This is a genomic window from Pyxidicoccus trucidator (assembly GCF_010894435.1).
Lineage (GTDB): Bacteria > Myxococcota > Myxococcia > Myxococcales > Myxococcaceae > Myxococcus > Myxococcus trucidator.
Window position 1 is genome coordinate 170939 of the sequence record NZ_JAAIXZ010000006.1, and the last position, 25714, is coordinate 196652.

General features: G+C 69.8%; 21 protein-coding genes. 14 read left to right on the plus strand and 7 right to left on the minus strand.

The annotated features are described in order from the left end of the window. Positions 1–129: 129 nt before the first annotated feature. Entirely contained in the window at positions 130–3150 is a 3021-nt protein-coding gene (locus G4D85_RS18975) for an error-prone DNA polymerase (RefSeq protein ID WP_164013904.1), read from the minus strand. A gap of 395 nt (positions 3151–3545) precedes the next feature. On the opposite strand from G4D85_RS18975, the gene sitA5 reads away from it, so the two are divergent. The 4 genes from sitA5 to G4D85_RS18995 all read left to right on the plus strand — a co-directional run bounded on the left by sitA5 (position 3546) and on the right by G4D85_RS18995 (position 6833). Further along, positions 3546–4826 carry a SitA5 family polymorphic toxin gene (gene sitA5, locus G4D85_RS18980; RefSeq protein WP_164013905.1) on the plus strand — a complete coding sequence of 427 codons (1281 nt, stop codon included), beginning with the start codon at positions 3546–3548 and terminating at the stop codon, positions 4824–4826. Continuing rightward, entirely contained in the window at positions 4823–5200 is a 378-nt protein-coding gene (locus G4D85_RS18985; protein WP_164013908.1) for a DUF2019 domain-containing protein, read from the plus strand. Before sitA5 ends, G4D85_RS18985 begins: the two co-directional genes overlap by 4 nt. A gap of 439 nt (positions 5201–5639) precedes the next feature. Further along, complete coding sequence (locus tag G4D85_RS18990) at positions 5640–5945, plus strand: hypothetical protein (RefSeq protein ID WP_164013910.1); 306 nt, start codon at positions 5640–5642, stop codon at positions 5943–5945. Positions 5946–6188: 243 nt separating this feature from the next. Beyond that, positions 6189–6833 (plus strand): glutathione S-transferase N-terminal domain-containing protein, encoded by a 645-nt coding sequence (locus G4D85_RS18995; protein ID WP_164013912.1) that lies wholly within the window; start codon positions 6189–6191, stop codon positions 6831–6833. 21 nt (positions 6834–6854) lie between these two features. Here G4D85_RS18995 and G4D85_RS19000 read toward each other — a convergent pair whose 3' ends face one another. Then, the gene (locus G4D85_RS19000; RefSeq protein ID WP_164013914.1) at positions 6855–7682 is read right to left on the minus strand and encodes an alpha/beta fold hydrolase; all 828 of its coding nucleotides are present in this window, start codon (positions 7680–7682) and stop codon (positions 6855–6857) included. A 127-nt stretch (positions 7683–7809) separates the two neighbouring features. Here G4D85_RS19000 and G4D85_RS19005 point away from each other — a divergent pair, with 127 nt between their 5' ends. The 6 genes from G4D85_RS19005 (at position 7810) to G4D85_RS19030 (ending at position 13216) form a co-directional block, all read left to right on the plus strand. After that, on the plus strand, positions 7810–8301 hold the full coding sequence (locus G4D85_RS19005; RefSeq protein WP_164013916.1) for an NfeD family protein: 492 nt from the start codon (positions 7810–7812) through the stop codon (positions 8299–8301). Beyond that, entirely contained in the window at positions 8301–9422 is a 1122-nt protein-coding gene (locus G4D85_RS19010; protein ID WP_164013918.1) for an SPFH domain-containing protein, read from the plus strand. The genes G4D85_RS19005 and G4D85_RS19010 overlap by 1 nt, the downstream gene beginning before the upstream one ends. Positions 9423–9506: 84 nt before the next feature. Further along, the gene (locus G4D85_RS19015; RefSeq protein ID WP_164013920.1) at positions 9507–9884 is read left to right on the plus strand and encodes a hypothetical protein; all 378 of its coding nucleotides are present in this window, start codon (positions 9507–9509) and stop codon (positions 9882–9884) included. 287 nt (positions 9885–10171) lie between these two features. Continuing rightward, positions 10172–11674, plus strand: a complete 1503-nt coding sequence (locus G4D85_RS19020) for an ATP-binding cassette domain-containing protein (protein ID WP_164013922.1) — start codon at positions 10172–10174, stop codon at positions 11672–11674. Positions 11675–11792: 118 nt separating this feature from the next. Further along, positions 11793–12131, plus strand: coding sequence for a hypothetical protein (locus G4D85_RS19025; protein WP_164013924.1), 339 nt, complete (start codon positions 11793–11795; stop codon positions 12129–12131). 26 nt (positions 12132–12157) lie between these two features. After that, entirely contained in the window at positions 12158–13216 is a 1059-nt protein-coding gene (locus tag G4D85_RS19030) for a zinc metalloprotease (protein ID WP_164013926.1), read from the plus strand. 75 nt (positions 13217–13291) lie between these two features. Here G4D85_RS19030 and G4D85_RS19035 read toward each other — a convergent pair whose 3' ends face one another. Continuing rightward, complete coding sequence (locus G4D85_RS19035) at positions 13292–14260, minus strand: NAD-dependent epimerase/dehydratase family protein (protein ID WP_164013928.1); 969 nt, start codon at positions 14258–14260, stop codon at positions 13292–13294. Between the two features lie 193 nt (positions 14261–14453). Here G4D85_RS19035 and G4D85_RS19040 point away from each other — a divergent pair, with 193 nt between their 5' ends. Continuing rightward, entirely contained in the window at positions 14454–14990 is a 537-nt protein-coding gene (locus G4D85_RS19040; RefSeq protein ID WP_164013930.1) for an FHA domain-containing protein, read from the plus strand. Between the two features lie 9 nt (positions 14991–14999). Here the strand turns inward: G4D85_RS19040 and G4D85_RS19045 are convergent, their stop codons facing one another. From G4D85_RS19045 to G4D85_RS19060, 4 genes are all read right to left on the minus strand, one after another. Then, entirely contained in the window at positions 15000–15530 is a 531-nt protein-coding gene (locus G4D85_RS19045; protein WP_164013931.1) for a hypothetical protein, read from the minus strand. Positions 15531–15641: 111 nt separating this feature from the next. After that, positions 15642–17153: a Y-family DNA polymerase gene (locus tag G4D85_RS19050; RefSeq protein WP_164013933.1), complete on the minus strand. Its 1512-nt coding sequence runs from the start codon at positions 17151–17153 to the stop codon at positions 15642–15644. An 8-nt stretch (positions 17154–17161) separates the two neighbouring features. After that, entirely contained in the window at positions 17162–18040 is an 879-nt protein-coding gene (locus G4D85_RS19055; protein WP_164013934.1) for an ImuA family protein, read from the minus strand. A 181-nt stretch (positions 18041–18221) separates the two neighbouring features. Continuing rightward, positions 18222–19436: a vWA domain-containing protein gene (locus G4D85_RS19060; protein ID WP_164013936.1), complete on the minus strand. Its 1215-nt coding sequence runs from the start codon at positions 19434–19436 to the stop codon at positions 18222–18224. Positions 19437–19691: 255 nt separating this feature from the next. Here G4D85_RS19060 and lon point away from each other — a divergent pair, with 255 nt between their 5' ends. From lon to G4D85_RS19075, 3 genes are all read left to right on the plus strand, one after another. Continuing rightward, a complete protein-coding gene (lon, locus tag G4D85_RS19065) occupies positions 19692–22169 on the plus strand; it encodes an endopeptidase La (RefSeq protein WP_164013938.1) in 2478 nt (825 codons plus the stop codon). Positions 22170–22367: 198 nt separating this feature from the next. Continuing rightward, entirely contained in the window at positions 22368–23261 is an 894-nt protein-coding gene (locus G4D85_RS19070; RefSeq protein WP_164013940.1) for an N-acetylmuramoyl-L-alanine amidase family protein, read from the plus strand. 274 nt (positions 23262–23535) lie between these two features. Then, entirely contained in the window at positions 23536–25686 is a 2151-nt protein-coding gene (locus G4D85_RS19075; protein ID WP_205525606.1) for a hypothetical protein, read from the plus strand. Positions 25687–25714 lie beyond the last annotated feature (28 nt).

Consider the following 25714-nt stretch of genomic DNA (forward strand, 5'->3'; position numbering starts at 1 on the left):
GCTGGGCTTTCAGAAGAGCAGTTGCCGCTTGCGTCCAAACTAGCGATCACTACCGGATAAAATATCCAGTATGCCAAGCGCGCTTGTGTCATGAATTTATCTCTACACTCATGACACAAGCCTCCCATATCAACCGTTGAGCGAAACTACACTTCGCGTCTTCAAGTTCGTTACCTTGCCCGAGCGCTCCAGCACACCCTGCCCCACTAGGAAGAGCGCGCCGTGGATCTGCTTCCGGCACTGCTCGTACACGTCCGGAGGCACGATGAGGTTCGCGATGCCCGTCTCGTCCTCCAGCGAGATGAAGCAGATGCCCTTCGCCGTGGGCGGCCGCTGCCGGCAGATGAGCATCCCGCCCACCGCCACCTTCCGACCCGAGGGCACCTTCTTCAGTCCCTCCGCCGTCACCGCGCCCAGCTTCTTCAATGTCGGCCGAAGCAGTTCCAGCGGGTGCTTCTCCAGCGACAGCCCCACCGTGTCGTAATCCGCGACCACGCGCTCGTAGAGGCTCATCGAAGGCAGCTCCACCTCCGTGCCGTCCATCGACATCCCAAAGAACAGGTCGTCCGAGTCCAGCGGCCCCAGCGCCTGGATTTCCCACAGCGCCTTGCGCCTTGCTCCACATAGCCCCGCCAGCGCACCCGCCAGCGCCAGCCGTGTCAGCTCGTGCCTGGGAATCCGCGCCCGCCTCGCCAGGTCTCCCACGTCCCGGAACCCCTCCCCCTTCGCCGACTCCACCCGGCGCCCCGCGGACTCTCCCAGGCCCTTCACCATCCGCAGGCCCAGCCGTAGCGCCCGTCCGCCCTCCTCCAGCGTGCAGTCCCAACTCGAGCGCTGCACGTCCACCTCCCGCACCTCCACCCCGTGCCGCTGCGCATCCGCCACCAGCGTGTGCGGCGCGTAGAAGCCCATCGGCTGGGAGTTCAGCAGCGCCGCCGTGAAGGCCGCCGGGTAGTGGCACTTCAGCCAGCTCGACGCGTACGCAATCAGCGCGAAGCTCGCCGAGTGGCTCTCCGGGAACCCGTAGTGCGCGAAGCCGCGAAAGTTGTCGAACCACTCCTCTGCTTGTCCCGGCGCGTACCCGCGCGCGATACAGCCCTCCACGAAGCGGCCCCTGTACTGCAACAGCATCGACTCCGCCCGCTTGTGGCTCAGCACCCGCCGCAGCCCATCCGCCTCCCCCGCCGTGAAGCCCGCAGCCACCATCGCCAGCTTCATCGCCTGCTCCTGGAAGAGCGGCACCCCCAGCGTCTTCCCGAGAATCTCCTTCACCGCCTCGCTCGGGTACTCCACCTTCTCGATGCCATGCCTCCGCCGCAGGAACGGGTGCACCATATTCCCGACAATCGGCCCCGGGCGGATGAGCGCGATCTCCACCACCAGGTCGTAGAACGTCCTCGGCCGCAGCCTCGGCAGCATGTTCATCTGCGCGCGGCTTTCAATCTGGAACACCCCCACCGTGTCCGCCTCGCACAGCATGTCGTAGACCTTCGGGTCCTCCGCCGGAATCGTCGCCAGCGACAGCTCCCTCCCGCGGTGCTCTCGAATCAGTGCGAAGCACTTCGACAGCGCCGTCAGCATCCCCAGCGCCAGCAGATCCACCTTCAGCAGGCCAATCGAGTTGATGTCATCCTTTTCCCACTGGATGACCGTGCGGCCCGGCATCGCCGCGTTCTCCACCGGCACCAACTCCGTCAGCGGCTCGCGTGTAATCACGAACCCGCCCACGTGGATGGACAGGTGTCTCGGAAAGCCTTCCATCTCCATCGCCAGCGACAGCGTCTTCTGCACCCGGCTGTCAAAGGCAGACAGCCCCGCCTCCAGCAGCACCTCCGGCGTCACCTGGAACCCGTTCGCCGCCGCCACCTTCGACAGCTTGTCCACCTGGTCCAGTGACAGCCCCAGCGCCTTGCCCGTCTCTCGCAGCGCCAGCCGGCCCCGATAGCAGATGACCTCGCACACCATCCCCGCCCGCTGCCGGCCGTGCTTCTCGTAGACGTACTGGAGCACCTCCTCGCGCCGCTCGTGCTCGAAGTCCACGTCAATGTCGGGCGGCTCCTTGCGCTCCATGCTCAGGAACCGCTCGAACAGCAGCCCCATCCGCACCGGGTCAATCGCAGTAATCTGGAGCGCGTAGCAAACCGCCGAGTTCGCCGCGCTCCCTCGTCCCTGGCAGAGAATCCCCCGCCTCCGCGCGAACCCCACGATGTCCCACAGCGCCAGGAAGTACCCCGCGAAATCCAGCGCGGCGATGAGCTTCAATTCATGCTCAATCTGCCGCACCACCTCCGGCGGCACGCCTCCCGGATAGCGCACCGCGAGCCCCTCGTACGTCAGCGTCCGTAGATGTTGGTTCGCCGTCCGCCCCTCGGGGAGGTCCTCCTCCGGAAAGCGGTAGTGCAGGTCATCCAGCGAGGCGTGACAGCGCGACGCCAGCTCCACCGTCCGCTCCAGCGCCTCCGGCCGGTCCGCGAACAGCCGCCCCATCTCATGCGGCCCCTTCAGCGTCCGCTCCGCGTTGGGATGCAGCCGCGTCCCCACCTTGTCCACCGTCGTCCCGTGGCGAACCGCCACCAGCACGTCCTGCAACGGCTGCCTTCGCCGGTGGTGCGTATGCACGTCGTTGTGCACCACCACGGGCACGCCCATTTCCCGCGCCAGGGCGTCCACCTGGGCCTCGCGTGCCGCGTCCCCCGCCGACAGCGTCCGGCACAGCCCCACGTGGAAGCGCTCCGGGAAGGCCTCCGCCAGCGCGGCCACCCGCTCCACCGGAGCCGGCTCGGGAAGCAATGCGATCAGCCCCGCGGAGCGGTCCGCCAGCGCCCGCCACGGCAGCCCCGCCTCCCCCTTTGGATGCGTCATCCGGCTCTGCGACACCAGACTACACAGGTTCGCGTACCCGCCTGCGTCCGCCGCGTACACCACCACCGGCGGGGCGTCCTCCAGCGTCAGCTCGGCCCCGAGGATGAGCTTCAGGCCGTGCTCCTTCGCCGCCAGGTGCGCCTTCACCACCCCGTACAGCCCGTCCGCGTCCGTCAGCGCCAGCGCGCGCAGCCCGAGCCTCGCGGCAGTCGCCACCAGCTCCTCCGGATGCGAGGCCCCGCGCAGGAACGAGAAGTTGGAGCGACAGACGAGCTCGGCGTAGTCCACAACGGATCAACATACTGAGCGGCCGTTCAGGCGCTAGGTCGGATCTGCACTCGGTGAGCAGGGAGACTTCATGGGTTGCCGCGAATGAGGACGATCCGCCCCGGCTGACCCAGGGTCGATGTGCGTCCCCGGACACTTCCGAGGACCGATGCTCAGTCCTGCCCCGAGGGTGACGAGGGTTCGCGCCAGCTGGCCTCCACTGCGGGGGGGGAACACGCTGTCGCCTCGAACTCCGAGAGGTCGAGCGACTCCGCTCCCCGGGCCAGCGGCTCGCGTGAAAACGCCTGACACTTGAGCAGAAGCCCCAGACTCCGCACCGGAATCTCCTGGCTCTCGAACTTGAGCGCTCTGGTAGATATCCACCGCTCAGCAACAGCCAGAATGGGAGGATCTCGATGATGTGGCGCCGAGCCGTAGCGTTGCTGCTGCTCTTCGTGTGGATGGGCTGCGCAAGCACTCGCGTCGCACACCTCGACACGAGAGAAGGCGGGCCACCGGAGTACGTCCCGACCTCCTTGGACAGAGCCATCGCAGTGAGCGAAGACGACTTCAAGGAGTCGTTAGCGCGACTGGTGCTGGACGTGCCTCTTTCCATCCGGGCGCCTGCCGCGGGGTGGTTGGTGCGCGCCTCCACACACGGCGCGACCATGGACAAAGTGCTTCAGGGCGGACTGCGCAAGAGTTACGGCCGCTGGTGCCTGGCCCATGAGGGCCCCGGCGACTGCCTTTCGCTGCTAGAGGACGGTCTGGGCTTCACCTCCGAAGACAAGCTGGCACTGGCGTTGGGACTGTCGCTGGACCCGATGCGCGAGAGCATCGCTGAAGCGGTGGAGGACACTCTCAATCCGCACTTCTTCACTACCGTGGTGGTGTCTGCCCTGGTGTCGTGGGCAGTGCTGGCCGCAAACCCCGAGCCGGTGTTCACCAAAGGCGCGGCGATTCTCGCGGCAGTGCTGGTGGTCTACCTTGGAGTCGACTCCTTCCTGGAGGTAGTGCGGGCATGTTCAGAGCTGAAGAGCCTCACCGATAGAGCCACCACCTTCCAGGAGTTGGAAGAGGCTGGAGCAAGGTTCGGCCGAGTGCTGGGCCAGGAGGGCGCGCGCATCTTCCTGCTGGCAGCGACAGCGCTGGTGAGCAAAGGCACGGCGGGAAGTGCTTCGTGGATGACCTCGCGACTGCCACTCCTTCCCCGCTTCACTGAGGCGACGGCGCTGGGCGCCTCACAAGTAGGGCTGAGACTCGACGCCGTGGGGCAGGTGAGCGCGGTAGCCGTGGTGGAGGAAAGCTTCGCCATGGTCCTGGCACCCGGCGCGGTAGCCATGGCCGCCACCAGCCCACGAAGCCGTGGCGCCTCCGCATTGACCCACTTCAGGTCCTGGGGCTCGCACAGCGGCCTGAAGAAAGCCCTGGGCCCTGCGGGACAGGGCAAGCAATGGCACCACATCGTCGAGCAAACCAAGGGCAATGTCGGCAGGTTCGGCAAACACGTCATTCACAATACCCACAATGTGATTGCCCTGAATGAAGGGCTACATGTGAAGATCAGCGGTTATTACTCATCAATTCAGCGTTTCACGGCGGGCAAGACGGTACGTCACTGGTTGAGCACCCAGTCCTTCGACGCGCAACGGGATTTCGGGTTGAAGACCCTTCGTGACTTTGGAGCCACCCCTTGAAGGGCAAGTCTTTGAAGAGCGCCTCGATTCCCGACCTTGAGGCTACGTACGAAGAAGTTGCCTGGCTCCATGGGCAGGCGTCTCAAGCCGGCGACCACCGGACAGCCAATGCCCAGTACAAGCAGGTCACCCGCGTGTGGATGGAGCTGAGGGGCCGGGGTGAGGAGGGGCGGAGTGCGCTGGTTCGGTTGATGGGGAGCAGCAACCCCCATGTGCGGGGGTGGGCCGCATCGCATGTCCTGGAGTTCAAGCCCCAAGCCGCGGAGGCCGAGCTGGCGCGCCTCGCCCAAGGGCCTCCGAGCATCGTGAGGCTCAATGCCGAGATGACACTCAAGGAGTGGAAGACCGGCACCCTGACGTTCCCGGCAGAGTGAATCGCAGGTCTGCGACGAGGAGCAGGCCACGGAGTTGTCCGCCTCCGCCGAGAGCAGAGCCCCTACGCCAGCCTCCGGATGGGGCGCGCGGCGCGGCACCCCGTCCAGGGGCGGTCCGCGGAGCCAACCCCTGCCACTCAGTCCTGGCCGGCGGTGACGAGCCCCCGACTCAGCGCCCTCGGGTCGGAGAACATGAGCCCGTGACCTCCGGGAATCACCGCGAGGCGGAAGTCGCCGAGCCGCGCCGACATACCTCGGTGCCAGGTGAACTCCGCCGCCGGAAACACGTTGTCGCCAAAGGCATCCGGAGGGCTACGTTCGCCTCGACGCACGCTCTACGGAATTCGCCCCCTCCCGCACTCTACGGGGAACCACGTATTTACTTGCGCTTCAACCCCTATCAACGTGGCAAGGCAATACACACCCGGATGGAGGAATCATGAGCAAGCTTCTGAGGTCCCTGCTGGCAGCCACCGCCTTCCTCACCCTCGCCCCCACCGCCGCTTCGGCCCTTCCGCCTCAGTGCTACGAAGAATGCGACTTTGAATACAGCGAGTGCACTCAACCCTGCGCTCGCGGCGGCACCCTGACGACCTGTGGGGCCTATGGCGTCTGCGCTGGCGCCCGCGAAGAACCCTCGGACGCCTCGGCTTCCGTGAGCCAGGACGAGGCCCGGCAGTCCGTGGCGTCACAGGTCTGCGGCGAGGAACAGACCGCTGAGGTGTCCAGCTCCGCCGAGAGCTGAGCCACCTTCGCTCCACCGGGCCCGGGACTCGTTCCCAGGCCCGGCCTACAGGGAAGTACATATCTACTCCCAGTCACGGCCCGCAGACGCTGAGGCCGCAGTTCCCACTGACTGGAGAAGCGAATGCGTTGTACGTCGCCTCGGGCCGGCCGACGCACGCGAAGGGCGTTCCCTCAAGGCGGACCCGGGCGCGGGAAGCACCTATAGTCGCTGCGTGTAGCTCCCTGCCTCGGAGGAACACGTATGCCCGCCGCGCTCGAAGAGTCCGCCAACCCTGTCCTCATCGGCCGCTCGAGCTCACACTTCACGCGCATCACCCGGATCTTCGCCGCGGAGCTGCGCGTCGACTATTCCTTTCAGGTGGTGCGAGACCTCATGTCCTCCGACCCGGCGGACTACGGCGGCAATCCCGCGCTCAGGATCCCCGTCCTCCAGACGTCCCGAGGTGCCTGGTTCGGTGCGCTCAATGTCTGTCGCGAGCTGTGGCGCCGTTCGAGCCTCAAGCCTCGCGTGGTCTGGCCGGAGGACCTCGACCAGCCGGTGCTTGCCAATGCGCAGGAGCTCGTGCTTCAGGCCATGGCCACGGAAGTGGCATTGATCATGGCGAAGGTCGCTGGCGGCAGCGACAGCAATGCCCACCACACCAAGCAGCGAAAAGCGCTGGTCGACATGATGTCGTGGCTGGAGACGAACGCGACGTCCGCGCTCGCCGCACTCCCTCCACAGCGGGACCTGAGCTTCCTGGAGGTCACGCTCTTCTGCCTCGTGACGCATCTGGAGTTCCGGGACGTCCTGCCGACCGCTCCCTACTCCGAGCTGACCGCGTTCTGTCGGCGGTTCTCGACGCGAGCCTCCATCGCGGAGACCGCCTATCGCTTCGACACGTGAAGGTCGCCCCGGGCCGCTCCCTCACACCGCCTGGAGCTGATCCTCGGACACCTCGTCCAGGAACGAGGAGATGGCGGCGTTCACCGCCTCCGGCTGCTCCAGGTTGCTCATGTGCCCGCCGTGCGGCAGCCGCATCAGCCGCGAGCCGGAGATGCGCTCATGCAGCCGGTCCGCCATCTCCGGCAGCGTCACCGCGTCCTCCTCGCCCACCAGAATCAACGTCGGCGTGGGGATGCGGTGCAGTTCGCCCTCCACGCTCCGCCGGTTGATGACCCCGTCCATCGCCCGCCACACCGCGCGCGGGTTGCTGGCGAGCTGCCGGCGCAGCGCTTCCCGCTCCGCCTGCCTCGCCGGGTCGTTCATGAACGTGGGCCCGAAGTAGATGCGCATGATGCGGTCCACCACCGGTCCCAGCCCCAGCCAGTGCGTCACCGAGGAGAGCAGGCGGAAGCGCGGCAGGTTGCTCGGAAGCTCCGCCCCCGCCGACGTGTCCAGCAGCACCAGCGAGCTCAGCAGCTCAGGATGCCGCGCCGCGACGCGCAGCCCCACGAAGCCCCCCATCGACAGCCCCACGAAGTGGCACGGCGCCAGCCGCAGCGCCTGGATGAAGGCCACCGCGTCCTCGTACACCGTCCTCAGGTCTATCGGCTTGCCGTCCTCGGGCGCCTCGCTGCGGCCCTGCCCCCGGTGGTCGTAGCAGATGCACCGGTAGCGGCCCTTCAACGCATCCACCTGTCGCGAGAACAGGTGCGAGTCCCACAGGAGCCCGTGGCTGAACACCACCGGCTCACCGGGCCCTCCAGAGTCCTCGTAGTAGAGCTTCGCGCCACGAATGGACAGGAACGGCATGGATATCCAGGATAGGGCGGTGGTCCGGAGCCGGAACCCCCGGCTCCAGTGCGATTGTTTCCAGTCCCCCTCCGTGCGCCGGCCCCCGGTTTGACAGGACGGCGAGGCGGCTGCCAAACAGGGGACCATGGACCTCACCCCCACTGCCTGGCAGCTCTGGATGGTCGCGGCGCTGGTCTGCGGCGGGCTGGAGATGAAGCTGTCAGGCTTCGTGATGCTCTGGTTCGCCGTGGGGGCGCTGGCCTCCTCGCTCGCCGCCTCGCTCGGGCTGGGCATCAACTTCCAGCTCTTCCTCTTCACCGCCGTCTCCGCCGGCCTCTTCGCCGCCTCGCGCACCATCTTCAAAAACGTTTTCATGCGCACCGCCTCGCATTTGAAGACGGGCATCGAGGCGATGCTCGGCCAGGAGGCGGTGGTGGTGGAGTCGCTCGGCGAGCCCCATGGGGGCACCGTGCGCATCAACGGCGAGCTGTGGTCGGCCCGCTCCCTGTCGGGACTCGTGGCCGAGGGCGAGCGCGTCACCGTGGAGCAGGTGGAAGGTCTCAAGCTTTGGGTGCGCCGCCCATCGGCGTCATTGTCCGTTCCCTCCGGGGAACATCAGAAGAAGGAGAGGGCCTGATGGACTTCCTGACCGTTCTTTTCATCATCGCGGCGGTGGTCGTGGGCTTTGCCCTCGTCACCGGCATCCGCATCGTCCCGCAGGCCAAGGTCATGGTCGTGGAGCGGCTCGGCAAGTTCCACAACGTGGCCACCAGCGGGCTCAACATCCTCATCCCGTTCCTCGACAGCCCCCGGGCCATCGAGATGCGCGCGGGCAACCGCGTCATGCGCAGCAACCTGGTGGACCTGCGCGAGCAGGTCATGGGCTTCGAGACCGTCCAGGTCATCACCCATGACAACGTCAACATGGAGGTCGGCTCGGTCATCTACTACCAGATCGTCGACCCCGCGAAGGCGCTCTACCAGGTGGAGAACCTGGCGCTCGCGATTGAACAGCTCACCATGACCAACCTGCGCAACGTCATGGGCGGGCTGACGCTGGACCAGACGCTCACCAGCCGCGAGACGGTGAACACCAAGCTGCGCATCGTGCTGGACGAGGCCACCGAGAAGTGGGGCGTCAAGGTGACGCGCGTGGAGCTGCGCGAGATTGAGCCTCCCCAGGCCATCAAGGCCGCCATGGCCAAGCAGATGACCGCCGAGCGCGAGCGCCGCGCCGAGGTGACGAAGGCCGAGGGCGACAAGTCCGCCGCCATCCTCCAGGCCGAGGGCGAGAAGATCTCCCGCATCCTCCGCGCCGAGGCCGAGCGCGACGCCGAGGTGGCCCGCGCCGAAGGCCACAAGCGCGCCGTCATGCTGGAGGCCGAGGGCAAGGCCGAGGCCACCCGCCTCGTCTTCGAGGCCATCCACCAGGGCCGCGCCACCCCCGAGGTGCTCGCGCTGCGCTACATGGAGACCCTCCAGGAATTGGGCCGGGGCGACAACAAGATGTTCATCCCCTACGAGGCCACCGCCGCCCTGGGCGCCATCTCCGCCGTCAAGGAGCTCTTCGGCGAGGCCGGCGCCAGGCCGCGGGCTGGCCAGGCCGCCCCCGCCCGGCCCTCGGCGCCCTCCGCCGCCTCGCTGAGCGCCCAGGCCATTGCCCGGAGCAGCGCCATCCACGAGCCGGCCACCCTCGCCGGCACGCCCGCCGTCCCCCCTCGCCGCCCGCGTCCCACCACCGAGTCGCAGGACGACTGACGCACCGCTTCCGGGCCCGGCGCGGGAACTTCTTCCGCGCCGGGGTGTCCAGGGGGCCAGACACCGCAGTCATCCGGAGGCCTCATGCAGAACGCATTCATCGAAGGGGGTTGGGGCATGTACCCCACGTTGGTGGTCGGACTCGCCCTCATCGCCACCTGCCTCCAGTACGCACGCCGGCCCGAGTCGCGCTATGTGCCGCTGATGCTGTCACTCGGGCTGGTCACCCTGATGTCCGGTGCGCTCGGCTTCTTCTCCGGCATCATCTCCCTGCTGCGCTACTACACCGGCGCGGGCTCGGACATGGCGACCTCCGTGCTCTTCGTGGGCTTCTACGAGTCGCTCCACAACGTGGCATTCGCGCTGATGCTCGCCACGCTCGGCGCGCTGCTGACCTCCGTCGGCGCGTGGCGCCTGTCGCGCGGGGCCGTGGCACTGTCGTCCCGGACGACGGTGGGCTGAAGCCCTTGCGAGCCGCGGCGGAGGTGGGGCGGCGCCGCGGAATTCCCGCTGTCAGGAGGCTCGCGTGCGCGCCGTCCCACCAGGCCGGCGGGCGAGTCGGGGTTGCATTCCGGACCGCCCCTGGCCATAAATGGCGCTGTTCGTTCCACCCGAAGGGCCTGACACCCCCTTCCCACGCGAGGTCGATTCACCCTTGAAGCTGAGCCGCTGAAACCAGGTCCCTTGGACTTTCCGCGCTGAGCCGCCTTCCGGCGGGCTTGCGCTCTGGATTCAGGAGCTCGCTTCATATGTCTTCCGTTCGCGCACACCGCGTGTCGTTCGCTTTTTCCGACGCCGTCCCCGTCCTCTCCGAAGTCGACTTCCACCTGCCCTCCGGCTGGACGGGACTCGTCGGCGCCAATGGCGCTGGCAAGTCCACCCTCCTCCGCCTGCTGGCCGGCGAGCTGACGCCCACCGAGGGGAACCTCCAGCTCGAGCCGCCCTCGCCCACCGTCCGGCTCTGTCCTCAAGAGGTGGAGACGCTGACGCCCGACATCACCGCCTTCGCCGAGTCCTGGGACTCCCTCGCGCGACGGCTGCACGGGCAGTTGGGGCTGGACGTCACCGCGCTGGAGCGCTGGCCCACGCTGTCCCCGGGCGAGCGCAAGCGGTGGCAGGTGGGCGCGGCGCTGGCCGAAGAGCCCCACGTGCTGCTGCTGGATGAGCCCACCAACCACCTGGACTCCGAGGCCCGCGCGTGGCTCGTCGCCGCGCTGAAGCGCTTCCGGGGCATCGGCGTCGTCGTGTCGCATGACCGCTCGCTGCTGGAGTCCCTCACCACGTCCACCCTGCGCGTCCACGCCGGGAGCGCGCGGCTGTGGCCCGGCGCCTACTCCGCCGCCCAGGAGCACTGGCAGGCCGAGCGCGAGGCCGAGGTGGCCGCCTACCAGGGCGCTCGCGCCGAGCAGCGACGCGCGGCCCACCTGCTGGACCAGGCCCGCCGCGAGCAACAGGCCGTCACCGCCAACCGCAGCACCCGCAAGCGCCTGAAGGACAAGAACGACAACGACGCCCGCTCCATGGGCGCGAAGGTCGTCGCCGGCTGGGCCGAGGACCGCGCCGGCCACCGCGTGGGCGTGCTGCGCCGGGAGTTCGAGCGGGTCAGCGACGCGGTTGGCGAGTTCACCGCGGACAAGACGGTGGGCCGCTCCGTCTTCGTGGGCTACGTGCGCTCGCCCAACCCGTGGCTCTTCACCCTCGACGTGCCGGCCGTGCACGCGGGGGACGTGGAGCTGCTCGGGCCCGTGAATCTGTCCGTGGGCCGCGAGGCCCGGGTGCGCGTCGAAGGCCCCAATGGCGCCGGGAAGAGCACCCTGGTGCGCGCGCTGCTGGACCACTCCCGCGTGCCCCTGGAGCGCGTGCTGTACCTGCCCCAGGACGTCGGCGCCGTGGAGGCCCGGGCCACGCTGGACGCGGTGAGGGAGCTGCCTCCCGAGGAGCGCGGGCGCGTGCTGTCCCTGGTGGCCGCGCTCGGCGTGGACCCGGAGCGACTGCTCGCCTCGGAGCAGCCGTCCCCGGGCGAGGCGCGCAAGCTGCTCATCGCGCGCGGGCTGGGCCAGCATGCCTGGGCGCTGGTGCTGGACGAGCCCACGAACCACCTGGACCTGCCCTCCATCGAACGGCTGGAGGTGGCCCTGCGCGAGTACCCGGGAGCGCTGCTGCTCGTGTCCCATGACGCCGCGTTCGCCCGCGCCTGCACCTCCGAGTCCTGGCGCGTGGAGCATGGGCGTGTGGAGGTGACGTCCGGGTGAGCGCGCGACGTCGGAGGTGAATCGGCAGGCCCGGACGAAATCGCCGGGAAGATTTTCGAGGGCCCTCGTTCTCCGGGGGCAACCGACGCAACCCGCGTCCCTTCCCTGGAGAACAACGATGAAGATGACCCGCCTTCTGCCCGCGCTCGTCCTGGGCCTGTCCCTCACCAGCCTCCCCGCGCTCGCCGACAGCACGTCCTGCACGCCGTCCAACGTGGCGGTGTTGTCCAACCGCATCCACGTGAAGTGCGCCGCGTCCGCCGCCGGGGGCATCTGGTACTTCGCGCTCCCCACCTCCGACAGCGCGCATGCGAACCGGACGCTCAGCCTGCTCACCACCGCGCTCGCCGGCGGCCGCACGCTGTCCATCGACTACAACCCGTCCAGCACCGCCGGCACCAGCATCGGCTGTCTGTCCAGTGACTGCCGGCTGATCAACTGGATTGCAATGTGGTGAACCGCGTCGGACTCCCGAGGTCTCTTATGGAAACCCGACGCTCAGGCCTGGGGCTCGCCGTCCTGGCATGTCTGCTGGGGGCGCTCCCCGCCCAGGCCTCTCTCTACTGGCAAGCCGGTGTCCGGAGCAGCACGCCCAGCGTGTGCTTCGTGGGCAACGCACTCACCGCGCGGCCGGCGCGCGTGCAGCAGGTGCTCGACTACATCCACGACTTCGAGCGCGCCGCCAACATCCGCATCAACTACCTGGGCACCTGCCCGGCCCCCATCGTCCTGGCCAACGGCAATGACTGGCACGACGGTGACATCCGCGTCGTCATTCCCGGCACCAGCGTGTCCGGCACCGGCATGGTGCCCGGCAACGGCTGCCCGATGTTCCTCGTGAATGGCGTCTACAACGGGGACAACAACGGCTGGGGCAGCTGGTCCAACGCCCCCATCGACCTCTCCACGCACCGGGGGTGCCGCTACAACCTGAAGCTCGGTGACGACGGCGATGCCTTCGGCGTGCCCTGGAGAGATCACACGCTGCACGAGTTCGGCCACGCGCTCGGGCTCGCCCACGAGCACGAGCGCAACGACGTGGACTTCGCGATGTGCAGCGCCTCCGGCTATGGCGGCGGGGCGAGCAGCGGCCACCTGACGCCGTATGACCGGTACTCGGTTATGCACTACCAGTTCCTGTCCTGCGGCATCCACGGCAACTACGGCCACGCGGGCCTGTCCAACTGGGACCAGCTCGCGCTGCACATCCTCTACCCGGAGCCCGTGCGCGTCGCGGAGCTGACGGGCCGGACGGTCATCCGCACCACCGAGGCGCTGAACCTCGCGTCCGCCTGGGGTGCACGCGGAGCCAACCTCTCCGTCACCTCGTCGTCGTTCTCCTGGAAGCTGTCGGGCATCACCTACAGCTCGTCCAGCGGGCTCTCCACCTGGCTGGGAGCGGGAACGTATCCCTTGCAGTTCTCCCACTCGGACTTCCTCGGCCGGACGTACTCGTACTCTGGCACGGTGAAGGTGCTCACGCCCGTGGACTACGCGAAGCAGATTGTCACGCCCGTGGCCGCGCTCACGCCCCTGCTGTGAGGCCGTGGCCATGACGCCGCGGCGGCTCGCGACACCGGAGCCGCCGCGTCTCGCGGGGATGGATGGGACGGCGGCTCAAAGGCCGGACTGTTGGAGGTACCACGCCACCAGCCGCGCCACGCCGTCCTCCACCGATATCCGGGCCCGGAAGCCCGTCTCGCGCTCCAGGGCCGACGGGTCCGCCCAGGTGGACTCCAGCTCCCCGGGCTGCGCCGGCAGCGGGTTCAGCGTCGCCCGCGTGCGCAGGTGCCGCTCCAGCAGGGAGAGGAAGTCGCGCAGCGTCACCGGCTCGCCCCGCCCCACGTTGAGGAGCCGGTACGGCGGCGCTCCCGTGGGAGGCCGGTCCAGCACCCGCACCACGGCCTCCGCCACGTCGTCCACGTGCGTGAAGTCGCGCTGCATCCGCCCCTCGCCGTACAGGTCGATGGGGCGTCCCTCGCGCAGGGCCCGCAGGAAGAGCATGGGCGCCATGTCCGGACGCCCCCAGGGCCCATACACGGTGAAGAAGCGCAGGCCGCTGGTGGGCAGCCCCTGCAGGTGGCCGTACGTGTGGGCCATCAGCTCGTCCGCGCGCTTGGTGGCAGCGTAGAAGCTCAGCGGCCGGTCCGCCGCCGCGTCCTCCCGGAACGGGGCCGACGTCCCCGCCCCATACACGGAGCTGGAGGACGCGTAGACCAGGTGCTCCACGCCCCGCGCACACTCGAGGAGGTGGAAGAAGCCGGTGACATTCGTGTCCAGGTAGCCACGGGGGGACGTCCCCGCCGCTCGCACGCCCACGCGCGCCGCCAGGTGCACCACCCGCTCGGGACGCTCGCGCTCGAAGAGGGCCCGCAGCTCCGGCCCGTCCGTGACGTCCACCGCGTGGAAGGTGAAGGCCTCCGCGCCGGGCAGCCCCTGGAGCCGCGCCAGCCGGGCCCGCTTCAGCGCCACGTCCCCGGACGGGTCCAGGTTGTCCACGCCGATGACGACGTCCCCTCGCGCCAGCAGCCTCGCGCTGACGTAGTGGCCGATGAAGCCCGCCGCTCCGGTGACCAGGACCCGCATGCGGCCCTCACGCTCCCATGGATGCGCGGCCCGGGGCCACGCTCATCGCACCGGAGCGGCCGCCGGGGCGGGGCTACGGGGCCGCGGGGCTCCGACGGGACGGTGGAGCGGCCGGCGGCTCCCAGGCTCCACTCCGGGCGGGGGCTGGCCATGACGCTTCCCGTCAACACCGCTTGCACGTAGGGTGGACCCCATGGTGTCCGTGAAACAGCTCCGCCCCTTCGCCGGGGCCCCGCTGGACGCGTTCATGGCCGCGTCCGGCCCGGTGGCCCTCATCCAGCCGCCCGCCGCGCTCCTGCAGGCCGCCTCCCTGGGCGAGGTGAGTCTGCGCACCGTGGGCATGGCCCACCGCGCACGCATGGAGGAGCGGCTGCTCGCCATGCTGCGCGACTTCGACAACCTGGAGGTCCACTTCCTCCAGCCCACCGTGGACGGAGAAGAGTTCACCGTGGGCCGCACGGACACGTGCGACCTCGTGGTGCCGGACCCGTCCGTGTCCCAGCACCACGCCACCCTGCGCTGGAACGCCACCAGCGGCGGCTTCACGGTGCGCGACGCGGAGTCCATGAACGGCACGTTCATCAACGGCGCGCCGCTGGCCTACCGCGCCCAGGCGAAGCTCCACGACGGGGACACCCTGGCCTTCGGCGACGCCCAGTTCCTCTACCTGCGCGGAGAGACAGTCTACGAGCACCTGCGCCGGGCCAGCCCCAAGCCGCCCCAGCCCTGACGCCGGAGCTCAGGGCACGGCGCGGACGGCCTCGATGACGGCCTTGCGCAGATAGGAGCGCCAGTCCGTCTGCGCCTGGTAGATGCCCACCTGGGCCACGGTGTGCGTCTCGTTGCGCCACGCCAGCTCGCCGACGGGCGACACCACTCCCGTGTCCAGCACCACCTCGACCCGGCCCAGCGCGTTGATGGCGGACGCGTCCACCCAGGCCAGCACCACCACCACCGCCGCCTCGGCCCCGTTGTCGCTGATGAGCTGCACCACCTCCTCCGTGGAGGGCGCGGGAGACGGGGAGATGCGCGTGCCCACCACCTCGAAGCCCCGCTCGCGCAGCACCGCCTCCGTCTGGCTGACCAGCACCGTGCGCGGGTTGCCCTCGCCCATCAGGTCCTCGCGGTACGTGGACGTCGGCAGCGCGTCCACGCGCGAGCCCACCGCCACCACCACCTTGCGCAGGGCCCCGGGCGGCCGGACCTGGGGCGTGGCACAGGCGGCAAGCAGGAGGCTCAGCAGGACGGCGGCGGGACGGAAGACGCGCATGATGGGGAGACCCGAGGCGGAAGGTGGTGAACCTCCTATTAATGATACGAGAGCCGGCCCGCCGCCCAGGCCCTGCTCCGCTCCGTCCCCTGCCCCCCAGGGACGCTGGCGTCAGTCAAACAGCCCCTGCAGGTAGAAGCGGCCGTCCTTCCCGTCCCGGAACACCCACGCCGGGCCCAGCCCCTCGAAGTGCACCCGGTAGTAGTCCCGCTGGTAGGGCGTGTCGGACCACCACTCGCCGCCCAGCCGCTCCGGGCCCGCCACCGCCGTCACCCGGTGGCGCTTTCCGCCCACCCGCGCCGCGAGCAGCCGTCCCGACTCCGCCACCTCCGCGTCCAGCCAGGCCGGCGTCGCCAGCAGCCGCGAGGGCCGCTCGCGCCCGGCGCCCGCCGCCGCGTCCCTCCTTACGACGTCCTCCAGCCCGTCCGCCGCCAGCCCCCGCCTGCGCTCCGGCGGGTGGAAGCCCTTCGCCGCGTGCGCCGCCTCCGGCCGGTGCACGGCCTCCAGCCCCGCCGCGAAGAGCGACTCCTCTCCCAGCGTCGTCACCAGCCGCGACAGCACCACCTCCAGCGCCGCGTCCCCCTCTGGCGCGTCTCCCAGCGCCAGCTGCTGGCCCCGGTCCTCGGAGTGCTCGTCCACGCACGCGGACACCTCCGCCACCGGGTTCTCCAGCTTCAGCTCCTCCAGCCGGTGCCGCGCCAGGTCCAGCAGCAGCTTCGCCTGTGCCGTGGGCCGCGCCAGCGTCAGCGGCACCCGGGCCTGCCCCTTCGGGTCCAGCTTCAGCGAGAAGGTGAGCCGCACCGCCGCACGCCGCCGCCCGGACAGCCGCGCCCCCAGCCGGTCCGTCAGCGTCTTCAGGGCGAAGCGCAGCGGCTCGAAGGAGTCCGCGGGAAAGTCCAGCACCACCCGCTCCTCCAGCACCTCCTCCAGCACCGCCGCGACGAAGGGCGTGTCGTCCTCCCCCCGGCAGCGCGCATGCACCCGCGCCCCGGCCGCTCCGCCTCGCGCCGCCACCGCCGCCGCGGGCAGCGCCGCCACCTCGCCCAGCGTGGAGAGCCCCAGCGCGGAGAAGGCCGTCCCCTCCGCCGCCTCCAGCGCCGCCAGCGGCAGCGGAGCCAGCGCCCGGGCCCCCTCACCCGCCGGCACCACCTCCACCCGCCGTGCCCCGTACCGGGCCAGCGCCCGCGAGGTGAACGCCTCCGAGGCCACCACGGCATGCGCCCGGTAGCCCAGCTCCGCGCACAGCTCCAGGGCCCGCGCCCCCAGCCCCTCCTCGCCCCCCGCCAGGTGCGCCGCCCCCGCGTCCAGCCAGAGCCCGTCCGGCGCGGAGAGCTGGAAGCCCGGCGCCAGCGCCAGCAGCGCCTCGCCCAGCACCGTCAGCGCGCGCGCCTCGTCCTCCGGGCGGTAGGGGAAGTGCCGCAGCACCGGCTCCAGCGCCGTCGCCGCCGTCAGCGTCATCCCCGGCTTGACCCCCGCCTTCAGCGCCGTCGTGGAGGCGAAGGCCACGCGCCGCTGGCCGCGCACCTCCTCCACCAGCGCGAAGGGCCGGCCCGTCAGCTCCGGGACTTCCAGCACCTTGCGCTGCACCGGGAAGCGCGTGAAGTGCAGATACGCCCTGCGCATGGCCATGCTCAGTGCGCCACGCCGGCCGAGTCGAAGCCCTGCCGCAGGGACGGCATGGGCGCGTCACGGCCGGGCCGCTGGCCGAGGATGCCGCAGCCGTTGCGCAGCGCTCCGGCCTGGTCCTTCAGGAAGTCCGGCGTGGTGTCCGCCCCCGCCTCCGCCACGTCCAGCAGCCGCCCGCCGTCCTCCAGGCCCAGCTCCGGGTACAGCTCGCTCCACGGCAGCACCGCCCGCGTGCCCGTGCCCCCCTGACGGCTGCGCACCACCTCCACGGACCAGCCCTTCCCGTCCTGGGCCTCCGTGCGAAGCCGCGTCATCCCGTCCGCGGGCGCCTCCGGCGAGGTGAGCAGCAGCAGCAGCCCGCCCCCACGCTCCGCCGCGTCCGCCAGCTTCCGCGCTTCCGCCAGGGCGACCCGGGGCGTCCTCCCCGGCGAGCCCACCCCTCGCGTCAGGTCCAGCACCACGCAGGCGAAGGCGCCGCTGCGAGCCAGCTGCACCGCCGCCCACACCCGCTGATCGGGCGCCTTTGGCCGGACGATGAGCAGCCGCTCCAGGTCCACGCCCAGCGCCGCCGCCGCGGGCGGATACAGCTCACGGGGGCCATCCACCCAGGCGCACAGCCGCTCTTCCCGGTGCGCCGCCGCCACCGCGCGCAGCGCGAGGCTGGTGCGCCCCGAGGCCGCCTCACCGCACAGCTCCACCGCCTGCCCCAGCGGGAAGCCGCCCGCGGGCAGCAGCGCGTCCACCGCCTCCATGCCCGTGCGCAGCACCGCCAGGTAGCGCCGGGGTGCCGCCTGGAGCTGGCGGATGCGCTCCCGAAGCTGCTCGACCACCGAGCCCGAACCCGCCGCTCCCGCCCCTGCCCGCTGCTCCACCGCCGCGCTCATCTCGCCTCCTCGCCAGAACCCGACACCCTGAACGGTCGCCTGGACGCTCGTTCAGTATGCTCGTAGGTCTGACATGCGCCGCACAGGACGCAGGGCGATGGTGCGGTGGACCAGACCTGACAGCTCGGATCCACGGGGACGACCCTTCAGATCTCCAGGGTCTGCGTGCGCTCCGGGGGCGCTAACCCGCGCAGAGGACCTTCACCTCCACCTTCGTGTCATCCGCGCGGCGCAGGCACGAGCCCAGGAAGTACAGGCGCGCGGAGCGGTCCTCACCCGAGGGCTCGTAGCGCACGTCGCCCGCCGCCACCGAGCAGCGCTCCACCGTGCCGTCCGCGCGCGTCAGCTCCACCTGCGCCAGCCGCGGATCCGGCAGGTTCACCACGTCGATGCTCTGCGCCACCGTGGCCAGCTCGGCGATGCCCAGCAGCGTGTCCCGGTAGCCCGTCTTGCAGATGGAGTCGAGGTTCCGCAGGTCCTGGTCGAACTTCTCCGTCATGGCCCGCTGCCGGAAGCCCGGGCCGTTCGACGTCGGGCAGTCGACGTTGCGCACGAAGGTTCCGTTGCTCGTGACGTCCTGGACCAGACCGGCTCGCTTGTCCGTCAGCGCCACCGGCCCAATCGTGGCCCACAGCACCTCGCGGGAGGCACCCGTCGCATCATGCAGGTTCTGGAAGTCCGAGAAGTACTCGTCCACCGACGTCAGCTTGTCACCCTGCTCGGTGCAGTGGTCCACCGACGTGTCCTCGGTGAGCACCACCGGCGGCGGGCGCGCCTTGGAGCTGCAGTCCTCCTCGTCCGTCACCACCACCACCAGCAGCCGCGCCCCGTCCCGCAGGAAGCCGCCGTTGCCACCCTCGGAGATGGCCGTCGTCGCCAGCGGCTCCGTCACCGCCAGGCGCACGGCCTCGAAGGGGGTCTCCTGCCCGCTGCCCATGGTGCCCTGCTCCACCAGCCGGCGGAACTTCTCCACGAGGAACGGGTCCGTGCCTTCGATGAAGCGCTCGTCGGTCGGCTGGCCCCCCGTGTCGGGCACGGCCTGCAGGCGGCCGGACTCGCCCTCGTAGTACCGGACCTGATCCTGCCCCTGGAAGAGGACGCGCCGGTACACGGACGTCGTTATGACGCCCACACGGAAGTCCTGGGCCAGGCCGCCTCCCGCCTCGAGCGCCTCCACGAAGGCAGGCAGCTCCTGGGCGATGCCCTCCTGCTCCTCCGCCATGGAGGACGAGTTGTCGATGACGAAGAGGATGTCCGTCTTCTGGGGGGCGACGACCGGGGACTCGCTCTCGCACTTCCCTGGCAGGGTGGAGCCCGGGTCATCGACGGGCGACTTGCATGCCGCCCCCCACAGGGCCGGCAGCAGCAACAGGGGGGCACAGGTACGGAGCTTCATGGGCGTCTCCGGGGGGACGGCGCACCAGGGCGGCGCGCCGCATCAAGCTGGGGGGGGCAAGCATGCCCCACCCCACGCAAGGACGCGAGACTTCAGAGGATCGTCGGGCATCCGACGAGGGAGTGGAAAAACGCACATCGCGTTTGCCATGTCCGTTTTGGTTGTTACGTTGGTTCATCCGTCGCAGAAAACCGAGAAGTCAATGGGTCCGGTCGCTTGCTGACCGGGCTTGAGCAAGAGAAGAGGCCGAACTTCATGTCCGACGAGAAGAAGAAGGGCTCCTCTGCGAGCGCCATGCCCACCGCGATGGCACCGCCGGGGCTCATCAACAAGGAAGACATTCCGCAGGTGCTGCCCATCCTGCCGCTGCGGAACAGCGTCTTCTTCCCGGGCGGGGTGCTTCCGCTGGCCGTCGGCCGCCAGAAGACCATCGCCCTCATCAAGGACGCGGTGCGCGACGACCAGGTCATCGGTGTCGTCACGCAGCGCCGCGCCGAGGAGGAGGACCCGGGCGCGTCCGACCTCTACACCATGGGTACCGTCGCCCGCATCGTGAAGCTGCTGAAGATGGGCGAGGACAACTACTCGCTCGTCGTCCAGGGCCTGGCCCGCTTCCGCGTGGTGGAGCTGGTGCAGGAGGCGCCCTACCTGAAGGCCCGCGTCGACGCCGTGGAGGACAAGACCTCCTCGGAGAACGTCGAAGTCGAGGCGCTGGGCATCAACCTGAAGAAGCTGGCGCGCGAGGTCATCGAGCTGATGCCCGAGCTGCCCGCCGCCGCCACCGAGCTGGTGGAGAGCATCACCCACCCCGGCCACCTGGCGGACCTCATCGCCGCCAACGTGGACGTGCCGATTGAGGAGAAGCAGGCCGTCCTCGAGACGGTGGACCTCAAGGCGCGGATGAAGCTCGTCCTCGAGCTGCTCAACCGCAAGCGGGAGATCCTCAAGCTCTCCAACAAGATCGACTCCGCCGTGAAGGGCGAGATGTCGAAGACCCAGCGCGAGTACTACCTGCGCCAGCAGCTCAAGGCCATCAAGGAAGAGCTGGGGGAGATGGGCGAGGAGGAGGAGGAGCTCGACGAGCTGCAGGAGCGCCTGAAGAAGGCCGGCCTGCCGCCCGACGTGGAGAAGGTGGCCAACAAGGAGCTCAACCGCCTGAAGACGATTCCGGCGGCCTCCAGCGAGTACACCGTCTCGCGCACCTACCTGGACTGGATTGCCGACCTGCCGTGGTCGAAGATCTCCGAGGACAACCTCGACATCGAGAACGCGCGCCAGCAGCTCGACAAGGACCACTTCGGCATCAAGAAGGTGAAGAAGCGCATCCTGGAGTACCTGGCCGTCCGCAAGCTGAAGAACGACATGCGCGGCCCCATCCTCTGCCTCGTGGGTCCCCCGGGCGTCGGCAAGACGTCGCTGGGCCAGAGCGTCGCCAAGGCCACCGGCCGCAAGTTCGTGCGCCTGTCGCTGGGCGGCGTGCGTGACGAGGCGGAGATCCGCGGCCACCGGCGTACGTACGTCGGCGCGCTGCCCGGCCGCTTCATCCAGAGCATGAAGAAGGCCGGCACCAAGAACCCGGTGATGATGCTCGACGAGATCGACAAGCTCGGCGCGGACTTCCGCGGCGACCCGAGCGCGGCGCTCCTCGAGGTGCTGGATCCGGAGCAGAACAACTCGTTCAGCGACCACTACCTCGACGTGGCCTTCGACCTGTCCAAGGTCATGTTCGTCGCCACGGCGAACCAGCTCGACCCCATCCCCGGGCCGCTCCGCGACCGCATGGAGATCATCGAGCTGACGGGCTACACCTTCGAGGAGAAGCAGGCCATCGCCCGCATCCACCTCGTGCCCAAGCAGCTCAGGGAGCACGGGCTGAGCACGGACCACATCGAGATCACCGATGAGGCGCTGCTGACGCTGACCACCTCGTACACGCGAGAGGCCGGCGTGCGTAACCTCGAGCGCCGCATCGCGGACATCTGCCGCGCGGTGGCGGTGGAGGTGGCCGGCGGGAAGCTGGACAAGCAGACCATCAACTCCGACCGCGTGAAGGAGATCCTCGGGCCCGAGATGTTCTACTCGGAAGTCGCCGAGCGGACCGAGGTGCCGGGTGTGGCCACGGGCCTGGCCTGGACGGCGGCGGGTGGCGACCTGCTCTTCATCGAGGCGACGAAGATGGCGGGCAAGGGCGGCATGACGCTCACCGGCCAGCTCGGCGACGTGATGAAGGAGAGCGCCACGGCGGCGCTGAGCTACCTGCGCAGCAAGGCGGAGCAGCTCGGCATCAGCCCGAACTTCCTGGAGAAGACGGACCTGCACCTGCACTTCCCGGCGGGCTCCATTCCGAAGGACGGGCCGTCGGCCGGCGTCACCATCCTCACCGCGCTCACCAGCCTGCTGACGGGCATCCGGGTGCGGCACGACACGGCGATGACGGGCGAGGCCACGCTGCGCGGCCTCGTGCTGCCGGTGGGTGGCATCAAGGAGAAGGTGCTGGCGGCGCACCGGGCGGGCATCAAGCGGGTCATCCTGCCCGAGCGGTGCCGCAAGGACCTCATCGACGTGCCGGACCAGGCGCGCAACGAGCTGGAGTTCATCTTCGTCACGCACATGGACGAGGTGCTCAAGGCCGCGCTGGAGTCCCCGCCGGTCGGCCTCGCCTCCAGCGGCGGCGAGCCCGGCAAGGACGCCTCGCTGGCCCAGAAGCCCGCGGAGCCCGAGGTTCGCGCCTAGCGCGAGGCTTCACGGCCGGTAGGCAGTGACACGGGCAGGTTCCCTCTCGGGGACCTGCCCGTTGTCTTTGCGGGGCATGGAAGCCGCGCGGACCGGCCCCCCTGAGCGAGCAGCCAGCCATGGCATGAGGCTTCCGCTCCACCCCGCCTCCGCGCGACACTGCGGAACGGCGCCCCGGCCAGGGACGTCCCATCCGCCATGCCAGGAACGGCCGCACTGCTCCGACTGGGACTCGCCCTGCTCACAGGGCTCGCCTCCTCACGAGCGCTGGCGCAGGAGCCTGGAGCTCCCGGGCTCGCCTCCTCACCAGTGCTGGCGCAGGACAGCGCGGCCGGCCCCCCCGCGCTGGCGTGGCCCGCGCCGGGCGCTCCGCTCGGCGTGGCGGAGGTGCGCTTCCCCGCGGGCTTCGGGAAGCGACGCATCTACCTGGACGCGGGGCATGGCGCGGAGGGGAACACGGGCAACCGGTCCGTCACCTGCGAGGACGAGGAGTCCTTCACCCTGCGCGTCGCGGAGGACCTGGCGCGCCGGCTGGAGGCCACCGGCCACTTCCGGGTGCGCCTGAGCCGCAAGGCCGGCGAGCGCATCCCCTACCCTTCCCGCCTCAACGCCGCACGGGCCTGGAACGCGCACGCATTGCTGAGCCTGCACTCGGATGCGCGGGGAATGGCGTTCCCCTGGGAGCCCGCGCCGGGACAGCAGTGCTACCGGCAGGACGCGTCTCCCGGCTTCAGCGTGCTCTGGTCCGAGGAGGCCGACGCGCCACTGCGCGCCCAGCGCGCCCACCTGGCCCGCGCGCTGGCCCGGGGCCTGAAGCACGCCGGCTTCCGGCACTACGACGGCGTGGACTACACCGGCCTCTACGCCGCCGACTCCGCCCAGCCCGGCGTGTTCTTCACGCGCGTGAGTGAGCCCACCCACCGGCGCATCTTCGTGCTGCGCAGGCCGACCATCCCCTCCGTCATCATCGAGACGCACCACGCGCTCGACTTCGAGGAGGCCGCGCGCTGGCGCGAGGAGCGCACCCTGGAGGCCTTCGCCGCCGCGGTGGCCCAGGGACTGGTGGAGGCGCTCGCCTCGCCCGCCCGCTGACTCCCCGGACACGCCAACGCGCGCGGCCTCGCGGAGTCACACCCTTCGTCCTCCTGCTCCACCCCATGAACACTTGCAGGCGGAGGCAGCCGGCACGGGCGGCGGAGGGTGACACCTCCCGTTCGTGAACGGATTACCCGCGCCTCCGCATCAGGGGACGCGAGTACTGCGCGCGACTGGACCTCCGTCCGGAGGAACCGTCATGCCCAGGCAACAACCATTCGACCGTTTCAATGAAGGCTCCGGAGGCACCGCACCTGGTGGCGAGGGCGCCATGGAGGCACGCGGCCCCATCCTCCCGGAGGACGGTGGCGGGCTCCCCGACATTCCCATCCCCGGGGTACCCCCGGAGTACTGGCAGCACATCCGGCTCGGCCCCTTGAGCGGGCGCTACTCCGGCCCCGGCCCGTCCAACTCCGAGCTGGACCTGCGCGTGGACATCGACCCGAGCCAGGCCCACTCCCCGGTGATGAACCGCATCAGCGGCGACTTCTACCGCGTCTTCCGCGCCAGCCTGCCCGGACGGCCCGCGTACACCTGGCGCAACTACCTGGAGTCGTGGATTGTCGACGCCCCCCACGTCACGCGCTTCATCAACCGCGTCGTGGTGACGGGCACGGTGCGCTTCTGGCGGGGCAGCCACTCCACCACGGAGCTGAAGCTCGTCATCCCCTGGGCCGCCTTTTCCCCGGCGGGCCCGGCCGAGGCCACCTTCACCAGCATGATGGGCACCCCCATCACCTATCACTGCGCGCGGCGCTCCAGCGCCTTCCGCGAGCTGCAGCTGGAAATCGACGTGTGCAAGTCGGTGAACCGCGAGCCGCTGCTGCCGAGCTGCGACACCCACGCGCACGGCATCCACCCGGATGGACTGCCCCGCCGCACCCTCACCTTCGAGTCGGTCTACCGGGAGGCGGGCGTGGAGGTGAAGCTCATGCGGGAAGGCGGCGTGCTGGACGACAGCACCTCCAGCCTGAGCCGCTGGTCTCCCGCCGAGCTGCATGACGCCATGGAGACACACTACAGCCAGTACGGGAAGACCTGGCCCGCGTGGCGGATGTGGGGACTGATGGCGGGCACGTTCGACGAGCCGGCCGTGGGCGGCATCATGTTCGACGCGGCCGCGGCCTTCGGAGGCGCGGGCGAAGCGCCCGAGCGGCAGGGCTTCGCGCTGTTCCGGGACCACACCTGGTTCCGAGACCTCGTGCCGGGCGTCCCCTCCACCCAGGCCCAGGCCGCCGCGATGCGGCACTTCCTCTACACGTACATCCACGAGGCGGGGCACGCCTTCAACTTCCTGCACTCGTGGAACAAGTCCCGCCCGGACTCGCTCAGCTGGATGAACTACGACTGGCGCTACGACCAGCGCAACGGGCCCGACTCCTTCTGGGGAAACTTCCTGTTCCGCTTCGACGACGACGAGCTGCTCCACCTGCGCCACGGAGACCGCGCCGCCGTCATCATGGGCGGAGACCCGTGGTCCTCGGGCGGCCACCTGGAGGCCCCCGCCGAGGCGATGACGCTGCTGGAGGGCGATGCGCCCGTGGAGCTGCGCATCCGCTCGCGGGAGGTGTTCGACTTCATGGAGCCCGTCACCGTGGAGCTGCGCCTGCGCAACCTGCTGCCGGACCTGCCGCTGGAGATGGACACCCTGCTGCAACCCGAGCAGGGCGGCGTCACCGTCTTCATCCGCGGGCCGGACGGGCAGCTGCGCACCTACTCGCCAGTCCTCTGCAAGCTGGCCACGCCACGGATGCGGAAGCTCATGCCCCGGGACCAGGGAGCGCCGGGCGAGGACCGCTACAGCGAGGAGGTGTTCCTCGACTACGGGAGCACGGGCTTCTACTTCGACCAGCCCGGCGAGTACCTCGTGCGCGCGGTGTACCAGGGCACGGGCGACCTGCTCATCCCTTCCAACGTGCACCGGCTCCGCGTCGGGGTGCCGCGAGGCCGCGAGGAGGACCGACGGGCCCAGGACTTCTTCACCCACGCGGTGGGCCTGAGCCTGTACCTGGGCGGCTCGCGCTCGCCCTTCCTGCGCAAGGGCATGGACACGCTGGAGGACGTGGCGGACCGCTACAAGGACTCGCCGCTGGGCGCCCAGGCCGCGCTCACCGTGGCGAACAGCCGCGCCCGCCCGTTCCACCGGCGCGAGGACTCGCGCATCGTCCGCACGCACGAGGCGGAGCCCGAGGTGGCGCTCGACCTCTCCGGGAGAGCGCTCGACGTGTACCGGCGGCAGCGCTCCCCGGCCTTCAACCTCACGCAGCACCGCGTCGCCGAGCAGCGCGCGAAGCTGCTCGCGGGCATGGAGCGCAAGGACGAGGCGAAGCAGGAGCTGACCACCCTGGAAGGCGACCTGCGCGACAAGGGCGTCAACGACGTGGTGCTGCGGAGCATCCGCGAGAAGCGGGAGCGACTGTAGACCCTGGAGGCCCGAGAAGGAGGGAGGT

What these genes read in the sequence shown, in the direction of transcription:
- sitA5 (WP_164013905.1), top strand. Translation starts at nt 3,546, where the DNA reads ATGATGTGGCGCCGAGCCGTAGCGTTGCTGCTGCTCTTCGTGTGGATG.
- G4D85_RS18990 (WP_164013910.1), top strand. Translation starts at nt 5,640, where the DNA reads ATGAGCAAGCTTCTGAGGTCCCTGCTGGCAGCCACCGCCTTCCTCACC.
- G4D85_RS18995 (WP_164013912.1), top strand. Translation starts at nt 6,189, where the DNA reads ATGCCCGCCGCGCTCGAAGAGTCCGCCAACCCTGTCCTCATCGGCCGC.
- G4D85_RS19000 (WP_164013914.1), bottom strand. Translation starts at nt 7,682, where the DNA reads ATGCCGTTCCTGTCCATTCGTGGCGCGAAGCTCTACTACGAGGACTCT.
- G4D85_RS19005 (WP_164013916.1), top strand. Translation starts at nt 7,810, where the DNA reads ATGGACCTCACCCCCACTGCCTGGCAGCTCTGGATGGTCGCGGCGCTG.
- G4D85_RS19010 (WP_164013918.1), top strand. Translation starts at nt 8,301, where the DNA reads ATGGACTTCCTGACCGTTCTTTTCATCATCGCGGCGGTGGTCGTGGGC.
- G4D85_RS19015 (WP_164013920.1), top strand. Translation starts at nt 9,507, where the DNA reads ATGCAGAACGCATTCATCGAAGGGGGTTGGGGCATGTACCCCACGTTG.
- G4D85_RS19020 (WP_164013922.1), top strand. Translation starts at nt 10,172, where the DNA reads ATGTCTTCCGTTCGCGCACACCGCGTGTCGTTCGCTTTTTCCGACGCC.
- G4D85_RS19025 (WP_164013924.1), top strand. Translation starts at nt 11,793, where the DNA reads ATGAAGATGACCCGCCTTCTGCCCGCGCTCGTCCTGGGCCTGTCCCTC.
- G4D85_RS19030 (WP_164013926.1), top strand. Translation starts at nt 12,158, where the DNA reads ATGGAAACCCGACGCTCAGGCCTGGGGCTCGCCGTCCTGGCATGTCTG.
- G4D85_RS19035 (WP_164013928.1), bottom strand. Translation starts at nt 14,260, where the DNA reads ATGCGGGTCCTGGTCACCGGAGCGGCGGGCTTCATCGGCCACTACGTC.
- G4D85_RS19040 (WP_164013930.1), top strand. Translation starts at nt 14,454, where the DNA reads ATGGTGTCCGTGAAACAGCTCCGCCCCTTCGCCGGGGCCCCGCTGGAC.
- G4D85_RS19045 (WP_164013931.1), bottom strand. Translation starts at nt 15,530, where the DNA reads ATGCGCGTCTTCCGTCCCGCCGCCGTCCTGCTGAGCCTCCTGCTTGCC.
- G4D85_RS19050 (WP_164013933.1), bottom strand. Translation starts at nt 17,153, where the DNA reads ATGCGCAGGGCGTATCTGCACTTCACGCGCTTCCCGGTGCAGCGCAAG.
- G4D85_RS19055 (WP_164013934.1), bottom strand. Translation starts at nt 18,040, where the DNA reads ATGAGCGCGGCGGTGGAGCAGCGGGCAGGGGCGGGAGCGGCGGGTTCG.
- G4D85_RS19060 (WP_164013936.1), bottom strand. Translation starts at nt 19,436, where the DNA reads ATGAAGCTCCGTACCTGTGCCCCCCTGTTGCTGCTGCCGGCCCTGTGG.
- lon (WP_164013938.1), top strand. Translation starts at nt 19,692, where the DNA reads ATGTCCGACGAGAAGAAGAAGGGCTCCTCTGCGAGCGCCATGCCCACC.
- G4D85_RS19070 (WP_164013940.1), top strand. Translation starts at nt 22,368, where the DNA reads ATGCCAGGAACGGCCGCACTGCTCCGACTGGGACTCGCCCTGCTCACA.
- G4D85_RS19075 (WP_205525606.1), top strand. Translation starts at nt 23,536, where the DNA reads ATGGAGGCACGCGGCCCCATCCTCCCGGAGGACGGTGGCGGGCTCCCC.